Annotated in this window: 20 protein-coding genes; 10 read left to right on the top strand and 10 right to left on the bottom strand. The window is 74.6% G+C overall.

Annotated features, from left to right (window positions below):
- The 3 genes from FHL80_RS17065 to FHL80_RS17055 all read left to right on the top strand — a co-directional run.
- Window positions 1-299, top strand: a 299-nt coding sequence (locus FHL80_RS17065) for a helix-turn-helix domain-containing protein (protein ID WP_246078747.1), incomplete at its 5' end; no start/stop codon positions are given.
- Between the two features lie 163 nt (window positions 300-462).
- Window positions 463-870: a YciI family protein gene (locus FHL80_RS17060; RefSeq protein WP_138734572.1), complete on the top strand. Its 408-nt coding sequence runs from the start codon at window positions 463-465 to the stop codon at window positions 868-870.
- A gap of 8 nt (window positions 871-878) precedes the next feature.
- Complete coding sequence (locus FHL80_RS17055) at window positions 879-2,024, top strand: RNA polymerase sigma factor (protein ID WP_138734574.1); 1,146 nt, start codon at window positions 879-881, stop codon at window positions 2,022-2,024.
- Between the two features lie 15 nt (window positions 2,025-2,039).
- On the opposite strand, the gene FHL80_RS17050 is transcribed toward FHL80_RS17055, so the two are convergent.
- Window positions 2,040-2,468 (bottom strand): ester cyclase, encoded by a 429-nt coding sequence (locus FHL80_RS17050; RefSeq protein ID WP_138734571.1) that lies wholly within the window; start codon window positions 2,466-2,468, stop codon window positions 2,040-2,042.
- A 199-nt stretch (window positions 2,469-2,667) separates the two neighbouring features.
- Here FHL80_RS17050 and FHL80_RS17045 point away from each other — a divergent pair, with 199 nt between their 5' ends.
- From FHL80_RS17045 to FHL80_RS17030, 4 genes are all read left to right on the top strand, one after another.
- Window positions 2,668-3,705 (top strand): DUF2332 domain-containing protein, encoded by a 1,038-nt coding sequence (locus FHL80_RS17045; RefSeq protein ID WP_246078746.1) that lies wholly within the window; start codon window positions 2,668-2,670, stop codon window positions 3,703-3,705.
- A gap of 91 nt (window positions 3,706-3,796) precedes the next feature.
- A complete protein-coding gene (locus tag FHL80_RS17040) occupies window positions 3,797-4,309 on the top strand; it encodes a DinB family protein (protein ID WP_138734569.1) in 513 nt (170 codons plus the stop codon).
- A 27-nt stretch (window positions 4,310-4,336) separates the two neighbouring features.
- Window positions 4,337-5,680 (top strand): amidase family protein, encoded by a 1,344-nt coding sequence (locus FHL80_RS17035; RefSeq protein WP_246078745.1) that lies wholly within the window; start codon window positions 4,337-4,339, stop codon window positions 5,678-5,680.
- Between the two features lie 33 nt (window positions 5,681-5,713).
- On the top strand, window positions 5,714-6,733 hold the full coding sequence (locus tag FHL80_RS17030; protein ID WP_138734567.1) for an aldo/keto reductase: 1,020 nt from the start codon (window positions 5,714-5,716) through the stop codon (window positions 6,731-6,733).
- 120 nt (window positions 6,734-6,853) lie between these two features.
- On the opposite strand, the gene FHL80_RS17025 is transcribed toward FHL80_RS17030, so the two are convergent.
- From FHL80_RS17025 to FHL80_RS16995, 7 genes are all read right to left on the bottom strand, one after another.
- The gene (locus FHL80_RS17025; RefSeq protein ID WP_138734566.1) at window positions 6,854-8,134 is read right to left on the bottom strand and encodes an MFS transporter; all 1,281 of its coding nucleotides are present in this window, start codon (window positions 8,132-8,134) and stop codon (window positions 6,854-6,856) included.
- Window positions 8,135-8,430: 296 nt separating this feature from the next.
- Window positions 8,431-10,209, bottom strand: coding sequence for an AMP-binding protein (locus FHL80_RS17020; protein WP_216870809.1), 1,779 nt, complete (start codon window positions 10,207-10,209; stop codon window positions 8,431-8,433).
- Window positions 10,210-11,042: 833 nt separating this feature from the next.
- Window positions 11,043-11,798 carry an amino acid ABC transporter ATP-binding protein gene (locus FHL80_RS17015; protein ID WP_138734564.1) on the bottom strand — a complete coding sequence of 252 codons (756 nt, stop codon included), beginning with the start codon at window positions 11,796-11,798 and terminating at the stop codon, window positions 11,043-11,045.
- A complete protein-coding gene (locus tag FHL80_RS17010) occupies window positions 11,795-12,463 on the bottom strand; it encodes an amino acid ABC transporter permease (RefSeq protein WP_138734563.1) in 669 nt (222 codons plus the stop codon). Before FHL80_RS17010 ends, FHL80_RS17015 begins: the two co-directional genes overlap by 4 nt.
- Window positions 12,460-13,248 carry an amino acid ABC transporter substrate-binding protein gene (locus tag FHL80_RS17005; protein WP_246078744.1) on the bottom strand — a complete coding sequence of 263 codons (789 nt, stop codon included), beginning with the start codon at window positions 13,246-13,248 and terminating at the stop codon, window positions 12,460-12,462. The genes FHL80_RS17010 and FHL80_RS17005 overlap by 4 nt, the downstream gene beginning before the upstream one ends.
- A 181-nt stretch (window positions 13,249-13,429) precedes the next feature.
- Window positions 13,430-14,299 carry a DNA-3-methyladenine glycosylase family protein gene (locus tag FHL80_RS17000; RefSeq protein ID WP_138734561.1) on the bottom strand — a complete coding sequence of 290 codons (870 nt, stop codon included), beginning with the start codon at window positions 14,297-14,299 and terminating at the stop codon, window positions 13,430-13,432.
- 12 nt (window positions 14,300-14,311) lie between these two features.
- Window positions 14,312-14,587, bottom strand: a complete 276-nt coding sequence (locus FHL80_RS16995; RefSeq protein ID WP_138734560.1) for a VOC family protein — start codon at window positions 14,585-14,587, stop codon at window positions 14,312-14,314.
- A gap of 61 nt (window positions 14,588-14,648) precedes the next feature.
- On the opposite strand from FHL80_RS16995, the gene FHL80_RS16990 reads away from it, so the two are divergent.
- The 3 genes from FHL80_RS16990 (at window position 14,649) to FHL80_RS16980 (ending at window position 16,843) form a co-directional block, all read left to right on the top strand.
- Window positions 14,649-15,197, top strand: coding sequence for a MarR family winged helix-turn-helix transcriptional regulator (locus FHL80_RS16990; protein WP_138734559.1), 549 nt, complete (start codon window positions 14,649-14,651; stop codon window positions 15,195-15,197).
- The gene (gene msrA / locus FHL80_RS16985; protein WP_138734558.1) at window positions 15,187-15,702 is read left to right on the top strand and encodes a peptide-methionine (S)-S-oxide reductase MsrA; all 516 of its coding nucleotides are present in this window, start codon (window positions 15,187-15,189) and stop codon (window positions 15,700-15,702) included. Before FHL80_RS16990 ends, msrA begins: the two co-directional genes overlap by 11 nt.
- A gap of 223 nt (window positions 15,703-15,925) precedes the next feature.
- Window positions 15,926-16,843: a hypothetical protein gene (locus tag FHL80_RS16980; protein ID WP_138734557.1), complete on the top strand. Its 918-nt coding sequence runs from the start codon at window positions 15,926-15,928 to the stop codon at window positions 16,841-16,843.
- Between the two features lie 126 nt (window positions 16,844-16,969).
- Here the strand turns inward: FHL80_RS16980 and FHL80_RS16975 are convergent, their stop codons facing one another.
- Both FHL80_RS16975 and FHL80_RS16970 read right to left on the bottom strand, forming a co-directional pair.
- Window positions 16,970-17,617 carry a response regulator transcription factor gene (locus FHL80_RS16975; RefSeq protein ID WP_138734556.1) on the bottom strand — a complete coding sequence of 216 codons (648 nt, stop codon included), beginning with the start codon at window positions 17,615-17,617 and terminating at the stop codon, window positions 16,970-16,972.
- Entirely contained in the window at window positions 17,605-19,362 is a 1,758-nt protein-coding gene (locus FHL80_RS16970; protein WP_246078743.1) for a sensor histidine kinase, read from the bottom strand. Before FHL80_RS16970 ends, FHL80_RS16975 begins: the two co-directional genes overlap by 13 nt.
- Window positions 19,363-19,470: the final 108 nt, after the last annotated feature.

Here is a 19,470-nt window from a genome sequence, read left to right as displayed (position 1 = left end):
CCTACGGCCAGCGTCCCTACACCCGTCCCGCCGTGCCCGGCGGCGGCCCGATGGTCCAGCGTCCCATGGGCCAGCGCCCGATGGCCGCGGGTCCCGTCGTGCAGCGGCCCGCTCCGCGGCCGGCCGTCTCCTTCCTCACCGTGGCCGAGGTCGCGGCGATCATGCGGGTGTCGAAGATGACCGTGTACCGCCTCGTGCACGGCGGCGAGATGGCCGCCGTCCGCGTCGGCCGCTCCTTCCGGGTCCCGGAGCCGGCAGTGCGCGAGTACCTCGCCGACGCCCGCACCGACGTGGCGTGACGACCGGGTCGACCCGCAGCACCAGCTGAGCCAGAGGGCCCGCCGACCACGGGGTCGGCGGGCCCTCTGGCGTCCGCGGCACGGCGATGTCGAGAACCGCCGGCCGGCTCCGTCCCCGGGGTGGAGCGACCAGGATGGGTCGCCCACACCGAGGAGGACCACGATGGCCAAGTACCTGCTGCTCAAGCACTACCGCGGCGCACCGGCTGCGGTGAACGACGTGCGGATGGACCAGTGGACGCCGGAGGAGATCTCCGCCCACATGCAGTACATGAACGACTTCGCGGCCGAGCTCGAGCAGACCGGCGAGTTGGTCGACGCCCAGGCGCTCTCCGCCGAGGGGACCTGGGTCCGCTTCGACGGCGAGGGCCGGCCGCCGGTCACCGACGGCCCGTTCGCCGAGACCAAGGACCTCATCGCCGGCTGGATGGCCATCGACGTCGACTCCTACGAGCGGGCGCTCGAGCTGGCCGGGGAGCTCTCGGCCGCTCCGGGAGCAGGCGGGAAGCCGATCCACGAGTGGCTCGAGCTGCGGCCGTTCCTGACCGAGGCAGCCACCACCACCGAGTGAGCGGTCGGGTGGACGAGGTCCTCCTCCGGAGCCTCACGCCCGGCGTGCTGACCGTCCTCGGCCGCCGCGGAGCCGACTTCGCGGCGGCCGAGGACGCCGTGCAGGACGCCCTGGTGGAGGCGCTCCGGGTCTGGCCGGCCGACCCGCCGCGGGACCCCAGGGGCTGGCTGGTCACCGTCGCCTGGCGCCGGTTCCTCGACGCGACCCGGGCGGACGCCGCCCGCCGCCGGCGGGAGGACGTCGTCGAGGTCGAGCCGCCGCCCGGGCCGGTGCCCGCGGTCGACGACACGCTGCAGCTGTACTTCCTCTGCGCGCACCCCTCGTTGACCCCGTCGTCCGCGGTGGCGCTCACGCTGCGCGCCGTCGGCGGGCTGACCACCCGCCAGATCGCGCAGGCGTACCTGGTGCCCGAGGCGACGATGGCGCAGCGGATCAGCCGGGCCAAGCGCACCGTCTCCGGCGTGCGGTTCGACTCCCCCGGCGACGTCGCCACCGTGCTGCGGGTCCTGTACCTGGTGTTCAACGAGGGGTACTCCGGCGACGTCGACCTGGTCGCGGAGGCGATCCGGCTGACCCGGCAGCTCGCCACCGCGGTCGACCACCCCGAGGTGGCCGGGCTGCTCGCCCTGATGCTGCTGACGGCCGCCCGGCGGCCGGCCCGGACCGCCCCCGACGGCAGCCTGGTGCCGCTGGCCGAGCAGGACCGCAGCCGGTGGGACACCCGGGCCATCGCCGAGGGCGTCGAGGTCCTGCAGGCCGCACTGGCCCGGGACCGGCTCGGTGAGTTCCAGGCCCAGGCCGCGATCGCCGCCCTGCACGCGGACGCGCGGACCGCCGAGGAGACCGACTGGGTGCAGATCGTCGAGTGGTACGACGAGCTGGTGCGGCTGACCGGCAGCCCGGTCGTCCGGCTCAACCGCGCGGTGGCGGTGGGCGAGGCGGACGGCCCGCGCGCCGGCCTGGCCGCGCTCGCGGAGCTGGACGACGCAGTGCCGCGGTACGTCGCCGTGGCGGCGTACCTGCACGAGCGCGACGGCGATCTCGCGACCGCGGCCCGGCTGTACGTCGAGGCGGCCCGTGCGGCGCCCGCCCTCGCCGAGCGGGACCACCTGACCCGCCAGGCCGCCCGGCTCAACGCCCGCCGGACCACCTGACCGCACGGCGCCCGCTCAGGCCGGTGCGCCGGCGGAACGGCTGGCCGCGGTGAGCTGGGCGCTGATCGCCGCCATCGGGAAGTAGGAGCGCAACGCGGTGATCACGTCCCCGGACACGTCGTACGCCATGCAGTACGGCATCCGGACGTGCCGACCCGTCGCCGCCACGCCCCCGAAGTCCCCCACGTGCGTGCCGTCGAACACCGCTTCCACCATCGCGGACCCCTCACCGGTCATCAGCTGGACCAGCTCGGGGCTCGCTCGGAAGGCCTGCGTGTGGATCGCGACGATGAGGTCGCGCACCGCCTCCCGACCACGGACCGTCTCCCCGGTCTCCATGGTGGTCCAGACGACGTCGGGTGCGAAGAAGCGCCCGAAGTCCTGACCACCGATCAGTGCGTGCAGGTACTCGTCCATCACCGGACGAGTCGTCTCGACGCCCATCGCTCCTCCTCGGTGCCGTGCGGAGAGCCGCCGACACCGTCGACGGTCCTCGCGGCCGCACGGGTCGGCCAGGGTCCGATGGCCCACCCCGCAGCCACCCCGCGGAAGGGGTGCAGTGTGGAGGCCCTTCGCCACCTCGTCGAGGGAGCGGTGACGGCGAGCGGGGGTCGGGATGGGCAGGGCCCACACCCTCGCCGAGGTGTACCGGAGCTTCGGTGCCGCCGACACCGCCGGGACCTCGCCCCTGCACGCACGGATCGCCGTCGCGGTGAGCGGGTCCGACGACGCGCTGCGCGCGGTCGCGGCCGTCCCGGCGCGCAGGCGGCACCCGACGGTGGTGCTCGCCGCGCTGCACGACCTCGCCCTCGCCGGACGCGCTCCGGCGCTGGCGGCGGCCTACGCCGCCGCGGACGGCGACGCCGCCGCCGTCGCGGCGGTCGACACGCTGCTGCGCAGCACCGACGCGGTCGTGGCCCTCGCCGTCCGCCGGCGGACCCGGCCGGAGGAGACCGGGCACAGCCCGGTGCTGTACCCGGCCGTCGCCGAGGCGGCCCGCCGGGTCGGCGCGGACGCCCTCGGCCTGATCAGCCTGGGCTGCGGCGCCGGGCTCGACCTGGACGTCGGCCGGGTGGGCATCAGCTACAGCGACGGCCGGACGCTGGGCGACCCGTCGTCCCCGGTGCAGCTGTCGGCCTCGCTCGTGGGGGCCCGGCCCGTCCCGGCCCGCGCGGTGCCCGCGGTCGTCGCCCGGGTCGGGATCGACCGCGACCCGGTGGACGTGACCGACGCCGACGACGTCCGGTGGCTGCGCGCCTGCCTGGCGCCCGACCAGCCGGAGCGGGCCGCGCGGCTCGACTCCGAGCTGGCCCTGGCGGCCACCGACCCACCGCAGCTGCTCCGCGGCGGCGCCGTCGAGCTGCTCCCCGACGCCCTGGCCCGGGTGCCCGCCGACGCGCTGCCCGTCGTCACCACCACGTGGGCGCTGTCCCGACTCCCGCCCGCGGGTCGGCTGCGCGTCCTGCACCGCCTGCAGGACGCGGCCGCCGACCGGCCGGTGGCGTGGGTGTCGGCTGAGGGGGTCGGGGTGGCACCGGAGATCCCGACGCTGGGCGACCGCCGCGCGTCGGGCCACAGCATCGTCGGCCTGGCCGTGCTCGACCGGTCGACCCTGCGCGTCCAGGCCCTCGGCCGCTGCTGGTCGCGGGGCCGCCTGCTGTCCTGGCTGGCCGACTCCTGACCTCCGCGACGACGCAGGGATCGCCCCCACCGGGGAGCTCCTGCCCCTAGCGTCGGCACCGACCTGCCGGAGGACGACGGAAGGCGACCCGATGACCGCCCTGACCACCCTCACCCGCGAGCGCGCCGACCTGCTCGAGTCGCTGCGGCGGCACCGGGCCTTCCTCCGGTTCACCGTCCGCGACCTGACCGACGAGCAGGCCCAGCGGCGACCGACCGTCAGCGCGCTGGACCTCGCCGGGCTCATCAAGCACGTCGCCGGCACGGAGGCGGGCTGGGCACGGTTCGCCGAGGGCGGCGCGGAGGCGATGAACCGCAACTGGGGTCCCGATGCCTTCAGCCGGCACTGGCACCTGGCCCCCGGGGAGACGCTGGCCGGTGTGCTGGCCGAGTACGAGACGGTCGCGCAGCGCACGGACGACCTGGTCGCCGGCCTGCCCGACCTGGACGCCGACCACGCCCTGCCGGAGGCACCGTGGTTCGAGCCGGGCGCCCGGTGGTCGGCCCGCCGGGTGTTCCTGCACATCATCGCGGAGACCGCCCAGCACGCCGGTCACGCGGACATCCTGCGGGAGTCGATCGACGGCCAGAAGACGATGGGCTGATCCCCGGGACGTGCCAGGATGCCGTCCGTGCAGCCCTCCGGAGTCGACCAGGTGCGCCAGCGGATCGCCTCGTCCTCGGCGGAGGCGGTGATCGCCGCCAGCATCCAGGCGGCCCGCGACGTCGCCGACCTCGGCGCCTTCATCTCGGTCGCCGAGCACGTGGACCCGGGAGCCGGTCCGCTCGCCGGCGTCCCGCTCGCGGTCAAGGACAACCTGGACACCTCCGACCTGCCCACCACCGGCGGGACGCCCGCCCTCCGCGCCTCCCGACCGGGTCGCGACCAGCACGCGGTGGCGCGGTTGCGCGCGGCCGGGGCGGCGGTGATCGGCAAGACGAACCTGCACGAGCTGGCGCTCGGCATCACCAGCAACAACGCCGCCTTCGGGCCGGTGCGCAACCCGCACGACACCACCCGCTCGGCCGGGGGCTCCTCGGGCGGGTCGGCCGTCGCCGTCGCGACCGGCGTCGTGCCCCTGGCGCTGGGCACCGACACCGGTGGATCGCTCCGGGTGCCGGCGGCGCACTGCGGAGTCGTGGGGTGGCGCCCCACCACCGGCCGCTGGGGCACCGGCCGCACCGTGCCCATCTCGCGCACGCGGGACACGGCCGGGGTGCTCGCGACCTCGGTGGCCGACGTGGTGCTCGTCGACGAGATCGTCACCGGCGAGACCGCCCCGGCGCCGTCCGGCCGACCGCTGCGGCTGGGGGTCCCGCGCGCCGGGTTCTACGACGACCTCCATCCCGAGGTCGCCGCCTGCACCGAGCAGGCACTGGAGCGGCTGGCCGCCGGGGGCGTCGAGCTGGTCGAGGTCCAGGTCGTGGACGCCCATGCGCTCGACGCGGAGTGCGGCTTCCCCATCGTCTTCTTCGAGGTCGCCCGGGACCTGCCGGCCTACCTGGCGACGCTGCCCGGACCGGAGAGCGCACTGACCCTGGCCGACGTGCTGGCCCAGGTGGCCTCGCCGGACGTCCGCGGCGCCCTGGAGGCCGCGGCGAGCGGGGCCGTCACCGACGAGCTCTACCGGCAGGCGATGGCCACGAGGGACCGCCTGCGCGCCGCCTACACGGCCGCGCTCCGGCCCGCCGGCGCCGCGCGGCTGGACGCCCTCGTGTACCCGACGGTGCCGCTGCCCGCTCCACCGATCGGCGACGACGAGACGACCGAGCTCGACGGCCGGCAGGTGCCGGTCTTCCTCACCACCATCCGCAACACCGGTCCCGGCTCGACCGCGGGCATGCCGGCCCTCTCCCTGCCGGCCGGGACGACGGGCGCCGGGCTGCCGATCGGCCTCTCGCTGGAGGGCCTGCCGGGCGAGGACGTCACCCTGCTGGCGAGCGCCCACCAGGTCGAGACAGCCCTGGGTCGCTGAGCTGCTCGACCTCTGGGCTGCCATCATCGCCGCGTGATCACCGACGACCGGACCTGGACCCCCGCCGTCGACCGCTACGCGACGACGGAGTACCGGCGGGCCGGGCGCAGCGGCCTGCTGCTGCCGCCGATCTCCCTCGGGCTGTGGCAGAACTTCGGTGCCGACCGGCCGCTGTGCACCCCGCGGGCGATCCTGCGGCGGGCTGTCGACCTCGGGGTCACCCACATCGACCTGGCCAACAACTACGGTCCGCCCTACGGCGCGGCCGAGACCACCTTCGGGGCGGTGCTGGCCAGCGACCTGCGCCCGTACCGCGACGAACTGCTCATCTCCACCAAGGCCGGCTACGACATGTGGCCCGGCCCCTACGGCGACGGCGGCTCGCGCAAGTACCTGGTGGCCAGTCTGGACCAGTCCCTGCGCCGGACCGGCCTGGACCACGTCGACGTCTTCTACTCCCACCGCCGGGACCCCGACACCCCGCTGGAGGAGACGATGGGCGCGCTGGACGCCGTCGTCCGGGCCGGGAAGGCGCTCTACGTCGGCATCTCCAACTACTCCCCCGCCGACACCGCCCGCGCCGCCGAGCTGCTGGCCGACCTGGGCACCCCGCTGACGCTGCACCAGCCCCGCTACTCGATCTTCGACCGGCACGTGGAGGCCGGCGTCCTCGACGCGGCCGCCGCCGCCGGGGCGGGGGTCGCCGTGTTCTCCCCGCTGGCCCAGGGCAGGCTCACCGACCGCTACCTGCACGGGGTCCCGGAGGGTTCGCGAGCCACCCGCAGCGCCTACCTGTCCTCCGACGACGTCACCGAGGACCTGGTCAGCCGGGCCAGGGCACTGGACGAGATCGCCGGCACGCGCGGCCAGACCCTGGCTCAGCTGGCGCTGCGCTGGGTGCTCCGCGACCCGCGGGTCACCACCGCCATCATCGGCGCCAGCTCGGTCGCCCAGCTGGAGGCCAACCTGCAGGCGCTCACCGGCGCCGACCTGACCGCCGAGGAGGTGGCCGCCGTCGAGCGCTGCGCCGCCCCGTCCGGCGGCACCCTCTGACCTCCTCGTCAGCGACAGCCACCGCTGCCGGTCGTCCGGGCGCCGCTCCACCGCACTCGCGACGCGCGGGGCCGGTGATGCCCGCCCGAGGTCGTCGTCCGGTCCGCGGCCCTCGCCGCCTCACCGGGAGCGTCGTGCGCGCGTTCCTCCCAGGTCGGCGCCGGCCGGCGCCGAGCCGTCGTCCCGGGTGACCGGAGGTCCGCCGATGGTGACCGGTCGCCCGGCCACGGCCGCCACCGCGGTCCAGCCGACGCCGATCCCGGCCAGCGTCGCCAACGGGACCACCCAGCCTCCGGTCGCGCCGTAGAGACCACCGGCGAGCAACGGTCCCGTCGCGCCGATCCCGTAGCCGACCAGCTGGGCCATCCCGGAGATCCGGCGGGCGGCGCCCTCGTCGTGGGCGCGCAACACGATCACGGTGAACGACAGGGCGACGCCGGCCCCCTGCGCCAGACCGCCGACGGTCACCCACAGCCCCCAGCCAGCCGGCCAGCCGAGCAAGCCGGCGAAGAGCACCACCCAGGCGGCGCCCACGACCAGCCCGAGGCCCACCTGCCCGCGCCAGCGCCCGATCAGCGCAGGCACGAGCAGCGCCCCGACGATCCCGACCAGCTGGAACAGCGACGCGGCAGCCGCCCCCGTCGAGACGCTGGCGTGCAGCCGGTCGGCGAGCACGGTCGGCAGCCAGGTGGTGACCGCGTAGTAGAGCATCGTCTGGAGGGCGAGCAGCAGTCCCACCGCCCACGCCACCGGGTGCCGCCACACCGATGGCCCGGCGGCCGCCCCGCGTTCCCCGACCGTCGACGCGGGTGCGACCCGCACGGGCCTCGCCCGCCCGGCCCGGACGGCGGCGACCTGCCACAGCACGGCCGCGACCAGCGCCAGCACCGCCCAGCAGGCCAGCGCCCCCCGCCACCCCCAGAGCTGGGCGATCGGGGCGGTGAGCGCGGCGGTCAGGGCCGCGCCGGCGGCCAGGGCGGCGGTGTACAGGCCGGTCACCCGGCCGGCGTCAGCACCGAACTGGCCCTTCACGACCGGCGGCAGCAGCACGTTGCCGACCGTCATCGCCAGACCGATCGCCACGGTGCCGGCCAGCAGCACGGCCGAGCCGCCGAGCACGCGCGCCACGGTCGCGACGGCGAGCAGCAGCAACGCCGCCAGGATCGACGGGCGGGCGCCCACCCGCCGTCCGAACCAGGCCGCGGCCGGTGCCGCGGCGGCGAAGCAGAGCACCGGCAGGGTGGTCACCAGGCTGACGAGCGACGGCGAGAGGCCCAGGTCGGCGCGCATCTCGGGCAGTACCGGCGAGACCGCGGCGATCGCCCCGCGCAGGTTGACGCCGACCAGCAGGACGGCGGCGAGCAGCAGCGTCGACGCGCGCCGTTCCCCTCCCCCGTCCACCCGCTCAGACTGGCACGCCGCCCGGGCACGCCTCGGATCAGCGGGACGGCGGCCACCTCCGACCTGCGCTCCGCCGCCCGACGGACGGTGTCACGCAACGCCCGGAGCCGGCGCCCCGCCGGCGCGTCGGTCGGCTCTCACGTCCAACCGCGGCACCGAGTCACTCGATGAGCTCGCCGCGTTCGTCCAACAGCGGGACCGCACGGGACGGTGTGCAGCCCAGTGACCCGCCGGGCGGCGGACACCGTGCTGCAGCTCGAAGACGCTTCGCCGGGCCGACTCGCCATGTGCACCGCTCAGCTGCGGACGACGACCTGCGGCGGGGGCGGCTCCTGGGCGAGCAGGGCCACCAGGTCCGTGCGGCGACCCCGGACGGCGGCCTGGTTCACGTAGCCCTTGTCGGTGATCTCGCCGGCGTCCAGCTGCGCCGGCTCGGTCAGCACCAGGAGGCGCTCGACGCACCGGGAGGACCCCCCACCATCGGAGGCCAGCCGCCGCATCGTGGCGACCAGCTCCTCCCGCAGCGACTCCTCGGGAACGCCCGCTCGGTCGACGCGTGCGGCGTGCGCAGGAGCCAGCCAGACCATGGCAGTGACCCAGTCCCCGTCCTGACCGCAGATGACCGCATCGGTCAGCAGGCCCTGTGCCGCCGAGAGCAACGTGGGTCGCAGGGTCCCGACGCTCACGAAGGTCCCGGTGGCCAGCTTGAAGTCCTCTGCGATCCGGCCGTCGAACAGCAGGCCGGCTGTCACGTCCTCCGGATCGGCCAGCGTGCCGGCGTCGCCGGTGCGGAAGAAGCCGTGCGCGTCGAACGCGGCCCTGGTCAAGTCCGGACGCCGGTGGTATCCCGGTGTCACGTTCACCCCACGTACCCGGATCTCCGTCTTCTCCCCCACCGGGACCAGCGCGAGCTCCAGTCCGGGCAGCGGCACACCCAGCACGTCGCTGCGGGTGATCGCGAAGTGCGCCGCGGTGGCGGCCGGCGAGGTCTCCGTGAGCCCCCACGCGGTGGTCATCTGCATCCGCGCGCCGTGCTCTGCGGCCATCTTCTCGATTCGGTCCCACAGCTGCTGGGGCAGCGCCGCCGCGGCGAAGAAGCCGATCCGCAGCCGCTCGAAGAACGATGCCGCCGCGTCCGTGTCCTGCTCCAGGAGCGGCACGAGCGCAGCCCAGCCCGCCGGCACGTTGAGGTAGACGGTCGGATGCACATCGAGGACGTTCCGCGCCGTCCGGCCGATCAGCGGCGGCGCAGGACGGCCGTCGTCGATCCACAGGGAGCCGCCGTGGGTGAGCACCAGACCCAGGCAGCAGCTCCCGCCGAACGTGTGGCTCCACGGAAGCCAGTCGAGCAGCACCGGCGGCTCCTCGGCGAGGAACGGCCAGGCCTGGCTCATCTGCTGCTGGTTGGCCGACAGCATCCCGTGCGTGGTGAGGACGCCCTTGGGCGTACCGGTCGAGCCGGAGGTGAAGAGGATCTTCGCCAGGTCACCGCGGCCCAGGGCCGCGCACCGGCGGTCCACCTCGGCGGTGGGGTCCGCGCCGAACCCGGCCAACGGGATCGACCCCGCGATGTCGCCGTCCCGGCTGAGAACGACCCGCTGTCCCCGCACCGCAGTGACGGCTCGGTCGAACGAGGTGTCCTCGGCCACGATGAGGCCGGGCTCCACCAGATCCACCATCGCACGCAGCTTGGCGTGGTCGGCGCTCAGCAGTGAGTAGGCGACGCTGGTGGGGACGACCGGCGCACCCACCGTCATCGCCGCCAGCATGACGGCCAGGTGCAGTCGGCTGTTGCCGGACAGCACCATCACCGGCCGGTCGGCCAGCCCTCGGTCGAGCAGTCCCTGGGCCAGCCGGTCGGCCAGGGTCCGCATCTCACCCCACGTCGAGCGCGCCCACGCGTCGTCAACCCGCTCGGCGACCAGCACCGCGTCGGGATGCACCTCGCTGCGCGACCGGAAGGAGTGCACGACGCTGATCGGGTGCTCGGCGAGGAGTTCGGTCGAACGCAGCACCAGCCGGCCGTCGGCCAGCGGCTCGGACTCGATGCGCGGAGCGGCGAAGGTCTGGGTCATCGGGAGTCGATTCCTGATCGGGGGTCCGCGAACGATGTGAACGCAGATCTCGTGGGCATCGGGTGGGTCCCTCTTGCTGCGACGACCGGGGTGGCTCCGGGTCGATCGGCGCCACACCCCGGCGGCTGCTCCTGACCCGGCCATGGTAGAGGCGGGATGGAGGAACGGGACCTGTCGGCGCCCCCGGCGTCCGCTGGGCCCGGGACGTGGGCTCCCCGGTCGGCACGGACCCCGTGGACGGCCGGGTCAGCGGCCTCGCGCTCGGGGTGCGCGAGCGATGGGCGGGCCGGCGCGAGTACCCCTACGTCCGGGCGGCCGGCACGTGGATCTCGCGGCAGGGGGCCCTGCCCACCGGCCTGGGGGTGGAGGTGGCGGACGGCGACGGGCTGCTCGCCGCTGCCCTGGCACAGCTCGACGACGGCGCGGACCTGGTGAAGATCTACCTCAACGGCCCGGACGCGGAGACGTCACCGTTCACGGCCGGTGAGGTGCGCCGCACCGTGGCGGCTGCCGGCGAGCGGGGCGCCCGGGTCGCTGCCCACTCCATCTCGCGGACGACCACGCTCCCCCGGTTCGCCGGCCGGGAGCGCGAGCAGCAGATCGCCGAGCGGCGCGAGCGGGCGCACGAGAGCGTGCGGCTGGCGAGCCGAGCCGGGGTCCTCATCGCCGCCGGCACCGACTTCGGTGGCGGTTCCACGCGCGCCAACCAGCTCGCCTGGGAGGTGGAGTGCCTGGTGGAGGCCGCGCTCGAGCCGTGGCAGGCGCTCGCGGCCGCCACCCGGAACGGCGGGGGAACTGCTCGGCGAAGCGGACGCGGGCGTCATCCGGGCCGGCTACAGGGGCTCGAGCAGGCGCTGCAGGAACTGCCGGGTGCGGGGCTCGCGCGGCTCGACGAGCACCTCCGCCGGCGGGCCCTGCTCCACCACCACGCCGCCGTCGAGGAAGAGCACCTGGTCGGCCACCTGCCGGGCGAACCGCATCTCATGGGTCACCACGACCATCGTCCAACCCTCGGCGGCCAGCGACTGCATCACCCGGAGCACCTCGCCCACCAGCTCGGGGTCGAGGGCACTGGTCGGCTCGTCGAACAGCACCACCTGCGGCCGGGTGGCCAGTGCGCGGGCGATGCCGACGCGCTGCTGCTGCCCACCGGACAGCTGCACCGGGTAGTCGTCCGCCTTGTCGGCCAGACCCACGCGGGCCAGCAGTGCCCGGGCCTCCTCCTGCGCCTCCGCGCGCGGCCGGCCCTGCGCGAAGACCGGCCCGGCCGTCACGTTGTCCAGCACGGAGAGGTGCGGGAAGAGGTTGTGCGCCTGGAAGACCATGCCGCTCTGGCCGCGCAGCCGGGACACCGCGCGGGCGTCGGGCCCGGTCGCCCAGTCGAGCTCGACGTCGCCGATCCGCACCGTCCCGACCTCCGGCGTCTCCAGCCCGTTGAGGCTGCGCAGCACCGTCGTCTTGCCCGAGCCGGACGGCCCGATGAGACAGGTGACCGACCCCGAGGGCACCGCCACGTCGACGCCACGCAGCACGCGGTTGGCGCCGAAGGACTTGACGAGCCCGCGGGCCTCGAGCAGCGGCGCGGTCATGCGGCCACGTGCCGCGACAGCCGGGTCTCCAGCCGGGTCTGACCGAAGGACAGCACGAGGCACACCACCCAGTAGTAGACGGCGGCGACGCCGTAGAGCGTGAAGAACTCGAAGGTCGGCGACGCGATCTCCTGGGCCTTGCGCAGCAGCTCGGTGACCAGGATGGTCGAGACGAGCGAGGTGTCCTTGACCAGCGAGATGAGCGTGTTGCTCAGCGGCGGCACGGCGATCCGCGCGGCCTGGGGCAGCACCACCCGGCGCAGGGTCGTGGTCCGGCCCATCCCGACGGTCATCGCCGCCTCGAACTGCCCGCGCGGCACCGCGAGGATCGCCCCCCGCACCGCCTCGGAGGCGTAGCCCCCGACGTTGAGCGACAAGGCGATGATCGCGCTCGGCCACGGGTCGAGGGTGATCCCGAGCGAGGGCAGCCCGAAGAAGACGATGAACAGCTGCAGCAGCAGCGGCGTGCCCCGGATGATCGAGACGTAGGCCCGGGCCACCGCCGACACCAGCCGCCGCCCCGACAGCCGCATCAGCGCGAGCACCAGCGCGAGGGCCAGCCCCAGCACGAAGCTCACCGCGGTCAGCGGCAGCGTCCCGCGGAGCAGCCCGTCGAGCAGGGGGCCCAGGCTGCTGCGGACCAGGTCCCAGTCGATCGCGCTCACGTGCCGCTGACGTCCTCGCCGAAGTACTTCTCGGAGATGCGGGCCAGGGTGCCGTCGGCGCGCAGCGTCTCGATGGCCTCGTCGACCTGGGTCTGCAGGTCGGCGCTGTCCTTGCGGAAGACCAGGGCCTGCTCGCTGGGCTGGTCGATCTCGGCGGCGATCTTCACGTCCTGGTCGCCGGTGGTCTTCTGGTACTCCAGGAAGGCCAGGCTGTCGTTGATGGTGACGTCGACGCGCTTCTGCTTGAGCAGCGTGATGGCCTGGGTGAAGCCCTCGACGGCCTCGACCTGCGCCCCGGCCTGGGTGGCGACCTCGGCGAACGAGCTGGTGGTCGACTGCGCGCTGCGCTTGCCCTTCACGTCCGCCAGCGAGGTGATGCTGTTGTCGTCCGCGCGCGTCACGACCACGCCGGTCGAGACGGTGTACGGCGCGGAGAACAGGTACTTCGCCTCGCGCTCGGGATTGATCGTGACCTGGTTGGCGATGACGTCGTACCGGTCGGCCTCTAGGCCGGCGAAGATCGAGTCGAACTGCGTCTCGCTGAACTCGACCTCCCTACCGAGCTCCGTACCGACGGCCTCGGCCACCTCGACGTCGTAGCCGGTCAGCTCGTTGCTGCTCGGGTCGTGGAAGGAGAAGGGCGCGTAGGTGCCCTCGGTCGCTACCCGCAGCACGTCGTCCGAGCCGCTCGCGCTGCCGCCTCCCGCGGAGTCGGAGTCCCCGCCGCAGGACGTCAGCAGCAGGGCGGTGGCGAGGGCAACGGTCAGGGGCAGGCGCGTACGCACGGTGGGCTCCGGGTTCATCGGGTCGGGTGTTCGGCGTCCAGCAGGTCCGTGTCCTGCCGCCAGGGGGAACCTCTCCCACGCAGGAGCATTCCGCCGGGACCCGAGACGCACAACACGGCCGACCCGACCCGGTTCCCGGGGACAGCGAGACGCCCACCCTCGCCCGGGGCGCTCGAGGAACTCACTGCTCCCGTCGCGAGCCGCCGATCTCCTGCGTCCGCCGCTCCCGCAGCGCGCGCAGGTGCACCACCGCCCAGGTGCGGTAGGGGCGCCACTGCTCGGACACCTCGCTCCGGGTGGCACCAGGCCCGTACTGCTCGACGATCTCGGCGTCGAACCGGCGTTCGTGGCCGGGCAGTCCATCGGGCGCGTTGGCCCCGCGGAGGACGACCAGCTCGGCGGCGAACGGCCCGATGCCCCGGACCTGCTGCACGGCGACGACGGCGTCGGACGGCTCGACCGAGCGCAACCGGGTGCCGTCCAGGACGCCGTCCAGGGCGGCCTCGGCGACGGCCCGCAGGTACTCGGCCTTGCGGCCGGGCAGGTCGAGGTCGAGCGTCCGGAGCACCGCCGGCGCGGGGAAGGCGCCGTCGTCCCCGTACCGGTCGATGAGGTCGCCACGCAGGCGGGCGGCCTGGACGATCCGCACTCGCTGCGAGAGCACCGCCCAGGCAGCGGCCTCGTACGGCGAGTGGAAGCCGCACGGCCGGAGTCCGATCAGCGCCTCCTGGGCCTGCCCGATCACCGGGTCCCGGGTACCGACCGACGGCCATCCCCGGGCGTCCACGTCCAGGGACAGGAAGCGCGCCACCTGTGCCGCTGCGGCGTCGAGGTCCCCGTCGCCGTCGAGCTCCAGGGACGCGGTGTCCCCGGCCTGGGCGACGCTGACCTCGGCGCGGGTCCAGTCGCCCTCGACGCGGAACACCGTGCGGAGCCGGTCGTCCGCGGCGGCTCCGGGAAGGGCGGCGGGGGCGAAGCCCTCCCAGAACTGCCTGCTGGTGGCCAGCGACCACGGCCCCTGGAGCGGGAGCGAGACGCTGTGGCGCGGCATCTGGCCGGCCCCTCAGTGCTGGTCGTGGACGGTGATGGCGTAGCCGTCCGGGTCGGCGAAGGTGGAGGTGCGCCCGAACGGGCTGTCGGATGGCGCGGCGAGCACCGGCACGCCGGGGGTGGCCAGCGGCGTCCGGACGGCGAAGGCGATCGGCTCGGTGGCGAACACGACTGCACCGGGCGGTGCCGTCCGGGCGCGGCGCAGGCCGAGCCGTTCCTCGTAGCAGGTGGCGGCGGCCTCGACGTCCCGCACCTGCACGGCGATGGACTCCGGTCCAGTCACGGTCATGCGTTCCTCCGACGGGTCGTGTCAGGTTCCTGACATTGTGACCACATGTCAGCATCCTGACATGCAGCACGTGGGGAACCTGGCCGCGTCGATCGGCTACGCCATGAAGGAGGCGTCCGCCGCGCTGCGCGGGGCCATGGACGACGCGCTCCGGCCGCTGGAGCTGTCGGTCCCGCAGTACTCCTCGCTGGAGGTCCTCGGCCAGCACCCCGGGCTCTCCGCCGCTGAGCTCGCCCGGCGCACCTTCGTCACCCGGCAGTCGATGCAGGGTGTGCTGCAGGGGCTGGCGGCCCGCGGCCTGCTCACCCGGCCGGCCGCCGCGCCGCAGGGGCGCGCGCTGCCGACCGAGCTCACCGCGGACGGGCGCGCGCTGCTCCGCCGGGCCAGCCGGGCTGTCGCAGAGGTCGAGCACCGCATGCTCGACGGGCTCTCCGCCGATGACCAGCGCCGACTGCACCGCGACCTCGTCCGCTGCGCGGAGGCGCTCCGGAGTGGGCGGGCGCGCAGCGGGCCCGCGCTGACGTCGCCAGGCGAGGAGGAAACACCGGGACGGGTCGCGGTGTTCACCCGTCGTGCTGGACACACAGAGGGAGGCACACGTGACCACTGAGACCGCGATCCTCGCCGGCGGTTGCTTCTGGGGGGCCCAGGAGCTGCTGCGCAAGCGCCCGGGGGTGCTCTCCAGCCGGGTCGGGTACTCCGGCGGCGACACACCTGACGCCACGTACCGGGACCACGGTGACCACGCCGAGGCGGTCGAGATCGTCTTCGACCCCGAGGTGATCTCGTTCCGGGAGCTGCTGGAGTTCTTCTTCCAGATCCACGACCCGTCGACGAAGGACCGGCAGGGCAACGACGTGGGCCGGAGCTACCGCTCGGCGATCTTCTACACGAGCGAGGAGCAGCAGCGCGTCGCGCTCGACACCATCGCCGACGTCGACGCCTCGGGCCTGTGGCCCGGCCCGGTCGTCACCGAGGTCGTGCCGGCCGGCCCGTTCTGGGAGGCCGAGGAGGAGCACCAGGACTACCTGCAGAAGATCCCGTTCGGCTACACCTGCCACTACGTGCGGCCTGACTGGGTGCTGCCGCGTCGCGAGGCGCAGACCACCCGATGACCTGAGGTCCCGGCCGGCGCGTCCCGGACGGACCAGCCGGGGCGCTCATCGAGGCCATCGGTACGACGACGTCGAGGGGGACGTCCCTGCGAGGGGGCGTCCCCCTCGACGCTCCCTGCCGGCCTCGCCCCTCCGCGCCGGACCCTGTGGTGACGGTGGGGCACCTGGGGGCCGTGGGGCGCGGCGCCACCACCGGCGCGCACGCCGTGCGCACGATGGGGGCATGCCCGCCCGACCGGACGCCGTCGCCGTGCTGCCGGCCGCTCCGGGCGTGTACCGCTTCCGGGACGACAGCGGCCGCGTGCTGTACGTCGGGCGGGCGGCGGAGCTGCGCCGCCGGGTCAGCTCCTACTGGGGCGAACTGCGGGACCGCCGCCACCTACGGCGGATGATGCTCCGGGTCGCCCGGATCGAGGCGCTGGTCTGCGACTCCGCGCACGAGGCGGCCTGGGCCGAGCGCAACCTGCTCGAGCGGTCGCTGCCACCGTGGAACCGGATCGTCGGCGGCCTGGAGGTGCCCGTCAGCATCGGCCTGGACGCCTCGCCGGAGGCGCCGCGCCTCGGCCTCGCCTCCCCGCACCGGCCGGCACCGGGTGTCCGCTGTTTCGGGCCGTACCTCGGGGCCGGCAAGGTGCGGCTGGCCGTGTCCGGACTGGAACGGCTGTACCCGCTCGGCCACGCCGGCCCGACCCGCACCGCCGGCGAGCGCGAGCTGGCGCGGCTGCGCGGCGGGCAGGACACCCCCGTCGCGCAGCTGGCGAGCGCCGTGGCGTCCGTGCTGGACCGCGAGCCGACGGCGGTCGCCGCCGCGCTGGCGGCGCTGACCGCCCGGCGCGACGCCGCGGCCGGGGCGCAGGCCTACGAGGCCGCGGCCCGGCTCCAGCAGGAGATCGAGGCGGTCGAGTGGGTGGTCGCGCCGCAGCGGGTCACCGCGCCTGGCGGGGAAGGCGATGAGGACGTCACCGCCTGGGGGGACGACGTCCTGGTCCGGCTGCGGATCCGGAACGGCCGACTGCGTGCCTGGGAGCAGGAGACCTGCACCCGGTCGGTGCCCGGCACCCGGGCGCCCGACGGATGGGTGCCCTTCCTGCGTCGCAACGCGGACCTGGCCGCCCGGCTCGCAGCGCTGCCCGTCAGCTGAGCTGGCCCACGGCGAGGAGGTGGCCCCCGCCGCGTCGTCCGGGCGCCGCCGCGCGTCGGAGCGGGCGAGGGTGCCGAGGGCTGGTGGAGTGTCGACCACGGTCGCGCGGAGGAGCCGGGTGACGGCTCACGACGAGAGGTAGCGGATCACCGCCAGCACCCGGCGATGGTCGTCGTCGCTGAGCGCCAGGTCGAGCTCGTCGTAGATGTGGGACGTGTGCTGCACGACCGCCCGCTCGGTGATCGACAGGGTCCGGGCGATCGCCGCGTTGGTCCGGCCCTCCGACATCAGGGCCAGCACCTGCTGCTGACGGGGCGTCAGCCGATCGAGCGCATCGTGGTGCCCCCTGGCGCGGGCGACCATGAGGCTCACGACCTCGGGGTCGAGGACGGTGCCGCCGGCAGCGACGCGCCGGAGATCGTCCGTGAACGTGTCGATGTCGGCGATCCGCTGCTTGAGGAGGTAGCCGACGCCCGACGAGCCATCGCCCAACAGTTCGACGGCGTAGGCGCGCTGGAGGTGCTGCGACAGCACGACGACGGCGATCCCGGGATGCTCCCGGCGGATCTCCAACGCCGCCCGCAGGCCCGCGTCCTTGTGGTCGGGCGGCATCCGGATGTCGGTGACGACGACGTCGGGGAGGTGCTCCCCCGCGCTGCGGACCAGCTCGTGTGCATCACCGACCGAAGCGACGACGTCGAAGCCGGCCGCCTGCATCACGTGCGTGAGCCCGGTTCGCAACAGCGCCTCGTCCTCGCCGATCACGATCCGCACGGCAGCTCCACGACCAGGTGTGTGCCTCCGCCGGCCGGGCTCTCGATGGTGAACCGGCCGCCGAGGGCGTCGACACGATCGGCGAGGCCGTGCAGCCCCGCACCACCCTCCTGGCGCGCACCGCCGACGCCGTCGTCGCTCACGCCGATGACCAGGCGTGCCGGCGCCTGCTCGAGCGTCACGGTCAACGTGTCGGCCGCGGCGTGCTTGACCGCGTTGGTCAGCCCCTCTGCGACGACGAAGTAGGCCGTCCTCTCCACCGTCGCCGGCAGACGCCCGTCGACCTCGGCCACCGCCAGCCGGGTGGGCAGCGGCATGCGGTCGACCAGGTCCTCGATCGCCGCGGTCAGGCCCCGCTCGACGAGGGCGGCCGGCATCAGGGCGTGCACGATCCCCCGGAGGTGCTGAGCGGCACCGTCGATGCCGACACGCAGCCGTGTCGCCGCGTCGGGGAGATCGGCCGCCCCGTCGAGGCGAGCCAGTTGCTGAGCTTCCAACGCCAGCAGGACGAGCTCCACCTGCAGACCGTCGTGCAGGTCCTGGGCGATGCGCTGCCGCGCCCGGTCGCCTGCCTCGACCAGGCGGGCGCGCGACTGCTGCAGGTCGGCATGGCTGGCCCGCAGCTCGGCCGTCAACCGGTCGTGGTCGATGGCGAGGGCGGCCACCTGACCCGCCCCGCGGACCAGCTCGGCGTCGTCGATGACCGTCGCGTCGTAGACGACGGCGCCGATCCGTCGCGATCCCAGCTGGATGTCGACCAGGCCGCGGTGCTCGCCCAGCGCCGAGGTGTCGAACGGGGCGCCGTCGCCGTCCACGAGGGCGCGCCCGTCCCGCGACGCGTAGACGACCTGCAACGACGGGTCCCCGAGGGTGCGCCCGAGGGCATCGGCGAGCGGCTCCGGGGTGGCGGCGGACGACGCCAGCCAGGCACTGAGCTCCTGAATCTCGGCCGTCCTCGCGAACCCGCCGCGCAGCATCGCCACCGCGAAGGCGACGGGCACCCCGGCCAGCAGGACGATCTGGAGCCCGACCACCTGGGCGACCGAGAGACCGGCGGACGGCCCCAGGAGGGGACCGAGCGGCGTCGCGAGGACAGCCAGGATCCCGTAGGCGTACAGCGGCAGCAGGACCCCACGTTGGCTGGGCCTCGCGGTGAGCAGCCGGTCGATGAGCACGCCCGCGGTCACGAGCATGACGACGATCCCCGCGCCTCGCTGCAGCCAGGTGCCGGCGCGGAGGAGATCCGCCCGGTGACCGACGGAGAGCATGCCGCCCGGGCTGGCACCCGGGTCGAAGAGATAACCCGGGACCTCCAGGACGAGCGACACCACGAAGCCGCCGACCACCGTCAGCCGGGAGGTGCGCGAGCGGAGGCGGCCGGACGGAAAGGCGTGCAGCAACCACACGACCACGGCGAGGGGGGTGGTGGCGAGCACGACACCGACCGCCACCAGGACGGGTGTCACCGTGTTGGCGAGGGCGACCACGAACCACGACAGAGCCCCGATGACCATGATCGGGCCGGTCCGGTTGCTCGGTCGGCGCCGCCACGCCTCCAGACCTGCCGCCAGGTGGACGCACCCCCCGGCCGGGAACAGGGCGAGCAGCCACCACAACGCGACGTCCTGTTCGGCGAAGAGGGCGATCTCGACACCGGCGACGACGGCACCGAACGCGCCGATCAGCGCCAGGCTCACCATCAGCGCCCGCCCCAGCGCCGATCGCGCACCTCCGCGATGCGCCATCGGTGCAGCATGGCACCGGCGACGCGCGCTCGGTGCAGCATCGCTCCGCCCACGGATCCTGCGAGGCCCTGTACCCAGGTCCAGGTGGGCGGGCCACCCCGGTCCATT

This window comes from Modestobacter excelsi (assembly GCF_005930495.1).
Lineage (GTDB): Bacteria > Actinomycetota > Actinomycetes > Mycobacteriales > Geodermatophilaceae > Modestobacter > Modestobacter excelsi.
Note: the sequence above shows the minus strand (reverse complement) of the source record. Positions and strands in the feature narration are given on the sequence as shown.

Bases quoted from the DNA above. Each gene is read 5' to 3' on its own strand.
- FHL80_RS16980 (WP_138734557.1), top strand. From the start codon at position 15,926: ATGCCCGCCCGACCGGACGCCGTCGCCGTGCTGCCGGCCGCTCCGGGC.
- FHL80_RS16995 (WP_138734560.1), bottom strand. From the start codon at position 14,587: ATGACCGTGACTGGACCGGAGTCCATCGCCGTGCAGGTGCGGGACGTC.
- FHL80_RS17015 (WP_138734564.1), bottom strand. From the start codon at position 11,798: ATGACCGCGCCGCTGCTCGAGGCCCGCGGGCTCGTCAAGTCCTTCGGC.
- FHL80_RS17020 (WP_216870809.1), bottom strand. From the start codon at position 10,209: ATGACCCAGACCTTCGCCGCTCCGCGCATCGAGTCCGAGCCGCTGGCC.
- FHL80_RS17040 (WP_138734569.1), top strand. From the start codon at position 3,797: ATGACCGCCCTGACCACCCTCACCCGCGAGCGCGCCGACCTGCTCGAG.
- FHL80_RS17050 (WP_138734571.1), bottom strand. From the start codon at position 2,468: ATGGGCGTCGAGACGACTCGTCCGGTGATGGACGAGTACCTGCACGCA.
- FHL80_RS17000 (WP_138734561.1), bottom strand. From the start codon at position 14,299: ATGCCGCGCCACAGCGTCTCGCTCCCGCTCCAGGGGCCGTGGTCGCTG.
- FHL80_RS16970 (WP_246078743.1), bottom strand. From the start codon at position 19,362: ATGGCGCATCGCGGAGGTGCGCGATCGGCGCTGGGGCGGGCGCTGATG.
- FHL80_RS16990 (WP_138734559.1), top strand. From the start codon at position 14,649: ATGCAGCACGTGGGGAACCTGGCCGCGTCGATCGGCTACGCCATGAAG.
- FHL80_RS17060 (WP_138734572.1), top strand. From the start codon at position 463: ATGGCCAAGTACCTGCTGCTCAAGCACTACCGCGGCGCACCGGCTGCG.